8 protein-coding genes are annotated in these 7,763 nt (G+C 54.4%); all 8 read left to right on the top strand.

Features of this window, described 5'->3' with window-relative positions:
• Positions 1-379 precede the first annotated feature (379 nt).
• Positions 380-685 (top strand): hypothetical protein, encoded by a 306-nt coding sequence (locus Q0X57_RS06560; protein WP_297729290.1) that lies wholly within the window; start codon positions 380-382, stop codon positions 683-685.
• Positions 682-1,260, top strand: coding sequence for a crossover junction endodeoxyribonuclease RuvC (gene ruvC / locus Q0X57_RS06555; protein WP_004331386.1), 579 nt, complete (start codon positions 682-684; stop codon positions 1,258-1,260). The genes Q0X57_RS06560 and ruvC overlap by 4 nt, the downstream gene beginning before the upstream one ends.
• Before the next feature lie 28 nt (positions 1,261-1,288).
• Positions 1,289-2,695 carry an alpha/beta hydrolase gene (locus Q0X57_RS06550; protein WP_297729287.1) on the top strand — a complete coding sequence of 469 codons (1,407 nt, stop codon included), beginning with the start codon at positions 1,289-1,291 and terminating at the stop codon, positions 2,693-2,695.
• The gene (locus tag Q0X57_RS06545) at positions 2,688-4,136 is read left to right on the top strand and encodes a leucine-rich repeat domain-containing protein (protein WP_297729284.1); all 1,449 of its coding nucleotides are present in this window, start codon (positions 2,688-2,690) and stop codon (positions 4,134-4,136) included. Before Q0X57_RS06550 ends, Q0X57_RS06545 begins: the two co-directional genes overlap by 8 nt.
• 598 nt (positions 4,137-4,734) lie before the next feature.
• A complete protein-coding gene (locus Q0X57_RS06540; protein ID WP_297729281.1) occupies positions 4,735-5,376 on the top strand; it encodes a hypothetical protein in 642 nt (213 codons plus the stop codon).
• A gap of 185 nt (positions 5,377-5,561) precedes the next feature.
• Entirely contained in the window at positions 5,562-6,410 is an 849-nt protein-coding gene (locus Q0X57_RS06535) for a DUF3822 family protein (protein ID WP_297729279.1), read from the top strand.
• Positions 6,411-6,420: 10 nt separating this feature from the next.
• Entirely contained in the window at positions 6,421-6,981 is a 561-nt protein-coding gene (locus tag Q0X57_RS06530; RefSeq protein ID WP_297729275.1) for an RsmD family RNA methyltransferase, read from the top strand.
• 2 nt (positions 6,982-6,983) lie between these two features.
• A partial coding sequence (locus Q0X57_RS06525) for a tRNA-dihydrouridine synthase family protein (RefSeq protein WP_297729272.1) occupies positions 6,984-7,763 on the top strand: 780 nt, incomplete at its 3' end.

Below are 7,763 nucleotides of genomic sequence, written 5' to 3'. Positions count from 1 at the left end.
TTCATTCTTCCGAAGTTTCATTTCATTCTTCCGAAGTTTCATTTCGCCCCTCGGTAGGGAATTTTCGTTTCCTCGTGAGCTATTGGAAAATTCTTCGGGAGAAACTGAAATCAGCAAAGATGTAAGAGTCGCTATAGCGAGAGCCTATGGAGCTACATAGCGTGACTCCAACCAAATGTTCCTTAGTTGTTATCACTCGTAGACCATAGGATATAGGGCTATAACGTGTCATCCTTAGGTATAGATGTGTACTCTTATCACACGACCGCAAGAGCTAGCTATACTCTTGGCGCAGTAAGCACCGCAAGGGCTTTTTTGGTATCTTTGTGGCGTGCGGCAGGTTAGTCGCACGATACTCTTTGGTTAACTACTGCTTCTTATGTACCGAGTGAATGTCTCTTTCTTTCTCAAAGCTCAGGAGTATGCGCTCCTCAATGAGTTCCTACGCACTAGGCTGGTGCCGCTGCTCCGTGACGATGAGGGCGTGGCGCAGGTGGATCTCCTCGAGGTGATGGCGCAGCCGATGGACGATATGGTCCTAGCCCTGCTCATCTCTCTAGAGCAGGAGCGAGATCTAGGGCACTATCTCTCTGAGGTACTGGGCGAACGACTGGAGCTGCTGGGCAAGACCTTCGGCGAACGCGTCCTATACCATGTCACACCGATGAGACAGATCGCACTATGAGCAAGTCACGTGGCGAGCGCATACTGATAGGCATCGACCCCGGCACCATCGTGATGGGCTACGGGCTGCTCTCCGTGCGGGGGCAGCATGCCGAGATGCTCACCATGGGGGTGATCGAGCTGAGCCGTTACGAGGATCACTACACCCGTCTGGGGCGCATCTACAAGCGTGTTGCGGGGCTGATCGATGAGTTCCTACCTGACGAGATGGCTCTGGAGGCACCTTTCTATGGTAAGAATGTGCAGTCGATGCTCAAACTGGGGCGGGCGCAGGGGGTCGCTATGGCGGCGGCCCTGAGCCGAGATATACCCATCGCGGAGTATGTGCCGATGCGTGTCAAGCAGGCGATCACGGGTACGGGGCAAGCTTCCAAAGAGCAGGTGGCGACAATGCTCCAGCGGGTGCTACGCATTCCCGCCGAACTGATGCCCGAGAAGCTCGATGCGACCGATGGCTTGGCGGTCGCCTACTGTCACTTCCTGCAAACCTCCAATGCGGTGGCTACGTCCAACGAGAGTGCCAAGAGCTGGAAGGAGTTTATCAAAGCCAACCCCAACAAAGTGCACGGACTCTAAGCGAAACCAAACCATGACAATAGAAACTATGACCTCACCCCGCAAACTACTCACTCTCCTCTGCTGCTACCTCTGTGGCGCACTGCTTCTATCAGCGCAACAAGAGACAAAGCAGGCACCTCCTCTCGGCATCTGGGAGGGAGCGCTACAAGTCTCGGGCACGGAACTACCGCTTCGCTTCAACATCGGCAAGGATCAGCAAGAGACTGTCTGCTGCACAATGGATAGTCCGTCGCAGATGGCGACAGGTATCGAGGCAACGATCGAGCTTGCCGAGGGCATCGTCATCACCATTCCGAACCTATACGTTCGCTATGAGGGGAAGCTAACGAGTAGCGACACCATCGTGGGCACCTTCGCTCAGGGCAGTATGTCGCTACCGCTCACACTCGTACGAGCCAGCAAGCCCGCCAAGGCTAATCGTCCGCAGACTCCACAGCCGCCCTACCCCTACGAGACGGAGGAGGTGACCTTTTACAATGGCACGGCACCACTCCACGGCACGCTCACCTACCCTGTCGGGCATCAGGCGGGGAGCCGTGTGAGCCAGGTCGTTCTCTTTGTCTCTGGGTCGGGCATACAGGATCGTGATGAGACCCTTGCGGAGCATAAGCCCTTTGCCGTGCTGGCGGACTACTTGGCTCGGCATGGCGTAGCGACGCTGCGCTACGACGACCGTGGCTATCACGACGATATAGACTCGGGCACTGTTGCCGAGGCGACCAGCGCAACGCTAGCGGACGATGCAGAGGCTGCGGTTCGCTACCTACGTGGTCGGAAGGCTTTTGACAAGGTGGGCGTGCTGGGACATAGCGAGGGCGGGACCATCGCCTTTATGCTGGCAGCTCGTGGTGTCCCTGACTTCATCATTAGCTTAGCGGGTAGCACGCTGCCTGGCAAGGAGGTTTTGCAAGACCAAATGGACCTTGCCCTTACTCAGGCGGAGGTGCCAGAAAAGCTTCGCGCAGAGTATCTGCGAGCTGCTGTAGCAACCTTTGACCAAGCGGCTCAGAGCGATTTGCGTGGCGAAGCTTTGGTCACGAAGGTGCTTTCGGAGGGACATTACCAGCTCCCTATTGCTTTGGTTTTGGATCTCAAGAAGGTTGCCGATGGGCTGAACCCTTGGCTGATCTACTTCACACAGTATGATCCGAAGGGGGATATAGCGCAGACGCACTGCCCAGTGCTGGCACTCAACGGTTCGCTAGACCAACAGGTGCTGGCGGATAAGCATCTGCCCGTCATCGAGCAGAGTCTCCCGACGGGGACACCACGGCAAGTGCGCCAGCTGGAGGGGCTGAACCACCTCTTCCAGCATGCGACGACGGGAGCCGTGAGCGAGTACTATCAGATCAGTGAGACGATCGCTCCCGAGGTACTGGAGCTGATCGCTGAGTGGATCACCAAACTAAATAGGGACTCAATCAATGAGTAAGACTAAGATGCCAAAGAGCGGTGAGGCGGGGCAGCTCTTGTGGCAATATGACCCCAAGGATAGCTCTCTCACGCTGTCAGGTACGGGAGCTCTACCCGACTACCCTATTGGGAAGGCACCATGGTTTGAGTTCAACGATCAGATTGATACGGTCATCTTGAAAGAGGGTGTGACCCGTATCGGTGACTACGCCTTCTATAACTGTACGGAGCTCACGAGCGTTGAGATACCCGAGGGAGTGACCTATATCGGAGAGAGCGCTTTCGCCTGCTGTCAGAGCCTAGAGTCTGTGACGATCCCAGGGAGCGTCAAGGAGATTGGCGAGGGGGCTTTTGAGTCTTGTGACAGTATGATCGCACTAGAGCTTACCTCGGGACTGAAGTGTGTGGGGGCTTTTGCCTTTAGCGAGTGTGTCGCTCTCAGGGAGCTCGTTCTCCCTGACACGGTGGAGCGGATCGAGCGCAGTGCTTTTGCGGGTACTATGGCGCTTCACGAACTGGTCATCCCGGGCAATGTGCAGGAGATCGGGGACAACGCTTTCAATGGTTGCATCCAGCTCAGCAGTCTCACGCTCTCGGAGGGCATTCGGGTGATTGAGGAGATGGCTTTTAGCAATTGTAGTGACCTTACGAAGGTGCTAATCCCCGCCTCGGTAGAGCGCCTAGGCGATGGAGTCTTTGCGGACTGTCTGGCTATGGAGCAGATCACCGTAGCCCCAGAGAGTGAGCACTACGTCGTGCGGGATGATATCCTATATAGCAAGGATCTGAGTGTCTTGGTACACTATCCTGCGTCTAAGGAGGAGCAGGAGTTTACGATACCTGAGGAGGTGCGTAAGATTGCGGGGCTAGCCTTTGCAAGCAACTACTTTCTAATGAAGGTTATACTCGGAGATCATCTAGAGGAGGTGGGGTCGTATGCTTTCGCCCGCTGCTCAAGTCTCAGCTTTATGTCTCTGCCTGCGCAGACGATTCGTCTCGGGGTCTCCCCCTTCCACGACTGCACCATGCTCCTTGAGATTGAGGTGGATCCGAACAATCCATGCTACTCCTCTATCGACGGGATCCTATATAATAAGGAGCAGACGCAGCTAATCCAGTACCCTGCGGGGCTGAATGATGATGTCTATAGAATCCCCGACACGGTGCAAGAGATCGCTGAGAATGCTGGCTACGATGCCCAAGATCTCGAGGTCCTAGTGATACCCCAGAGCGTGCGCAAGATCGGAGATATGGCGTTTGCCTTCTGCGATCAGCTCCGCAAGGTGGAGATCCGTGTGGCCGACCCCGCACAGGTGGAGGTCGGAATAATGGCTCTATTTAGCGTAGCTGGCACAGCTCGCAAGCTCAGTGTGCCGAAAGGAAGTAGCAAGCTATACAAGAAGAGCGAGAGCTGGCTTGAGTTCACCTCAAACATTGTTGAGACAAAGGATAAGGCTTAGAGGTTAGACATTAGAAGTTAGAGGAGCCCTGCGTCACGCGTTGACTTGCGGGGCTTCTGTGGCACAGGGCTGACGCATTATATATCGGCACTCCACTCACTACGCTTGACGACAACTTTGGGATATGTGGCTTGATCCTGGCTTCATAGCGCTATTGATACTCATACACCTTCGCTAAGTCCGATAACTCCCGAGGAATTTCCCCAATAGCTCACGAGAAAACGAAAATTCTCCACCGAGGGGCGGAATAAAACTTCGGAAGAGTGAAATGAAACTTCGGAAGAATGAAATGAAACTTCGGAAGAATGAAATGAAACTTCGGAAGAATTTTTCGTTTCCTCGCTGGATAATCCAACATATCTACGGATGAATTTCCCGATTTCCTCCACCTCCCGATTTCTGTCATAGAGACGTAGATGTATTCGTTCGCTATAATTCGTCAGCCCTGAGTTAGTGCGTGATGATTTGCTCTATCTATTGAGAAAAGCGTATATTTGCGCTGTGATTGGTTCGTCCTCTCTTGATCTATACTCTCTAGAGGTCTCCCAACCATTACCTAACTAGCGTAATCAACACAACAAAACTTATAGGCGATATTATGAGAAAACTAATGACCGTCCTTCTGCTCGTAGCGGCAGTTGTCGTGGGCTATCTAGCAGTCATGAGCATCTTGACACCAGAGCGATTCTCCCAGATTCGTGTCGCTCGTGAGGCTCCTATCCAAGAACGTCTGAAGCAGGTGGCTCTTGTGGAGAGTGCTTTCCACGATGTCTACAACCGCTATGCTCCCGTGGATGAGCTGCGTCAGTTCCTCACTGATGGTAAGCTCTTTTACGTCCGCTCTGAGGGCGACTACACAGACGCTATGCGTGAGGCTGGACTGAATGAGCGCCAGGCTGCTGCCAAGGGGCTGATCGTACGTGATACCGTATGGATGAGCGCACGCGACTCACTACTCAAGGGAGGCATGACACCTGAGGAATTTCTACAGGTACCTGGCTTCCCCGAGTCTGTCATAGAGATTGATACCGCATCTGTCGCTCAGGAGATTGGTGAGGATGTCGTGATGGTGCCCGTCTTCCGCACGGCTGTACCTCTATCAGTCTACCTTGCTGATCAGGATCATCGACTCCTCAACGCAGCTATCAAGGAGGCAGAGGCTCGCTACCAGGGCACTGGATATCCTGGTCTAGCTCTAGGCTCTCTCAAGGAGGTCAAGAGCACTGGCAACTGGGAGTAAGCCCCTCTTTTTGAGTAGCTCTCTGTTCCTACCGCCACACCGTTAGATACTGTGACACGGTTCTACAGATTCAGGCAATAGACTTCGAGTACAGTCTGCCGACTCTTATCTCGCTCCTCGTTTGAGGACAGAAGGATCGCAGGGCTTGAAGTCTGTTGTCTGACTCTATACTATATATAGCTACTATGCAGCAGCCTCCAGCACTACCTACAGATACATTAGCATCTGCAGTTCCATCGCTCGCATTGCGACTGACTGCAGATGGCTTTGTCTATCTATATGGGCTCTCGGACGAAGAGGGCGTGGCGGGCGCACAGGAAGGCTATCATACCAAGGGACAGAGCCAATTCGTGCCACTGGACTGGTCTCGTGTCTCTGCTGTTTGGGGAGACATCATCACACAGCACCCTCTCCTCAGTGACCCTGAGGGAGAGGTCCGAGTACTCTACCCCGCCTCTCACTACGTGGTCATACCGAGTGGCATGAGTGGAGAGCAGGATGTACACTGGTGGCGACTGACGGCTCCTATCTTTGCAGATGAAGAGCAGTACTACAGCAACTCGTACACACTGGGAGATGGCAAGCCTAGTCTAGCTGTAGGCTTTAGTCATCTAGTCAAGGGCTTCCTACAACGCAGCTTCGTAGCTTGCCAGTTTATTCCGACGATCCTACCCTTTGCCCAGCGGGTGTTGCGACAGTCATCCCTTCAGACGGGGCTCTCGCTAGGCGTTGAACTAGTGGAGGGTGGTTGCGATCTGGTACTATGTCAGTCGGGAAACTTGCTTCGGGCTAATCATTACAGTTGGCCTCGCTACCGCTCCTGGCAGCATCATCTCTACCAGGTCCTCTACTTCTTAAGTAAGGTGTACTTGGAAAGCTCTGTGGATCACGCAGCTCCCGTATCCATCATACTATCCGATGGGACAGTGGGTGCTGACAGCTTGGTCGGTGAGCTTCTGCAGGCGCTTTACCGACAGTTCACGACTGCCGACTGGGACGTATCTGTCATGCCGACAGACTATTGGTACGCTTGATTGAGTTACCATGCGCATTATAGCAGGCAAATATGGTCGCCGTCGTCTCTCCCCGCCGAAAGGGTTGACGCTCCGCCCCACGACAGACATTGCCAAGGAGGCGCTCTTCAACAGTCTCTCGGCACAATATGATGTGGAGGGTATGCGGGTGTTGGATCTCTTTGCGGGTATCGGGAGTATCTCCCTCGAGTTCGTCTCTCGAGGAGCAGCCTCGGTGACCTCTATTGAGAAGCATCCTAAGCATGCAGCCTTCATCAGGTCGGCCGCTGACACGCTAGACAAAGAAATACTCTCGAGCAAGCAACTCCTCGTCCTCAATCGCTCCGTAGAGCAGTACTTACGTCAGTACGATGGGGAGCCTTACGACCTGATCTTTGCCGATCCCCCATATAACTTACCGTGGATCAAGGATATACCCGACTTACTCTTCACCAGTAAAGCGTGGTGCCCTAGCTCTATCTTTGTACTAGAGCACCCCGACACGGTAGACTTTGCTGAGTCCGCCCGCTTCGCTTGGCACAAGTCCTACAGTGCCGTACAGTTTACCTGCTTCGCCCCGACAGAAGAATAGCTATGCAGATAGGCACCCTTGACTTAGGCTCTCGCCCACTACTACTCGCACCTATGGAGGATGTGAGCGATGCCCCCTTTCGCCTGCTCTGTAAGCAGTTTGGCGCAAGCCTCGTCTACACTGAGTTCATCAGTGCCGATGCGCTCGTGCGCTACGTTCCCAGTACAATGCGCAAGATGCGTATAGACCCAGCAGAGCGTCCCGTCGCCATACAGATCTACGGCCGTGATGTGGAGACGATGTGCGAGGCGGCACGTATCGCCTGCCAATTGGAGCCTGACCTACTCGACCTCAACTTCGGCTGCCCTGTCAAGAGGGTCGCGGGCAAGGGGGCGGGCAGTGGTATGCTCCGGGACCCCGAGCTACTCCTCGAAATCACCGCCGCAGTGGTCTCTGCGGCTAGTTGCCCCGTGACGGTCAAGACACGTCTAGGGTGGGATCACAACAGTCTTATCATTACCGAGCTGGCGCCACGCCTACAGGCTTGTGGTATCGCAGCTTTGACCATCCACGGGCGTACGCGCAGCGATATGTACAAGGGGAGCGCTGACTGGTCTTTGATCGGTGCGGTGCGCTCCAATCCTGAGATCCAGATCCCGATCATCGGCAATGGCGATATAACGACTGGCGAGGAGGTGCGGCACGCTTTTGACACCTATGGCGTGGATGGGGTGATGGTCGGACGAGCAGCTATCGGACAGCCATGGATCTTTGGCGAGATGCGCGCTGCCGTCGACCCGACTTTTACCGCTCCTCAGCTAACCTCCCAGCAACAGCTAGAG

It is taken from the genome of uncultured Porphyromonas sp. (assembly GCF_947254915.1).
In the GTDB taxonomy this organism is placed as follows: domain Bacteria; phylum Bacteroidota; class Bacteroidia; order Bacteroidales; family Porphyromonadaceae; genus Porphyromonas.
Note: the sequence above shows the minus strand (reverse complement) of the source record. Positions and strands in the feature narration are given on the sequence as shown.

Excerpts from the sequence above, each read along its gene's own strand:
- Q0X57_RS06560 (WP_297729290.1), top strand. The coding sequence starts at position 380 with ATGTACCGAGTGAATGTCTCTTTCTTTCTCAAAGCTCAGGAGTATGCG.
- ruvC (WP_004331386.1), top strand. The coding sequence starts at position 682 with ATGAGCAAGTCACGTGGCGAGCGCATACTGATAGGCATCGACCCCGGC.
- Q0X57_RS06550 (WP_297729287.1), top strand. The coding sequence starts at position 1,289 with ATGACCTCACCCCGCAAACTACTCACTCTCCTCTGCTGCTACCTCTGT.
- Q0X57_RS06545 (WP_297729284.1), top strand. The coding sequence starts at position 2,688 with ATGAGTAAGACTAAGATGCCAAAGAGCGGTGAGGCGGGGCAGCTCTTG.
- Q0X57_RS06540 (WP_297729281.1), top strand. The coding sequence starts at position 4,735 with ATGAGAAAACTAATGACCGTCCTTCTGCTCGTAGCGGCAGTTGTCGTG.
- Q0X57_RS06535 (WP_297729279.1), top strand. The coding sequence starts at position 5,562 with ATGCAGCAGCCTCCAGCACTACCTACAGATACATTAGCATCTGCAGTT.
- Q0X57_RS06530 (WP_297729275.1), top strand. The coding sequence starts at position 6,421 with ATGCGCATTATAGCAGGCAAATATGGTCGCCGTCGTCTCTCCCCGCCG.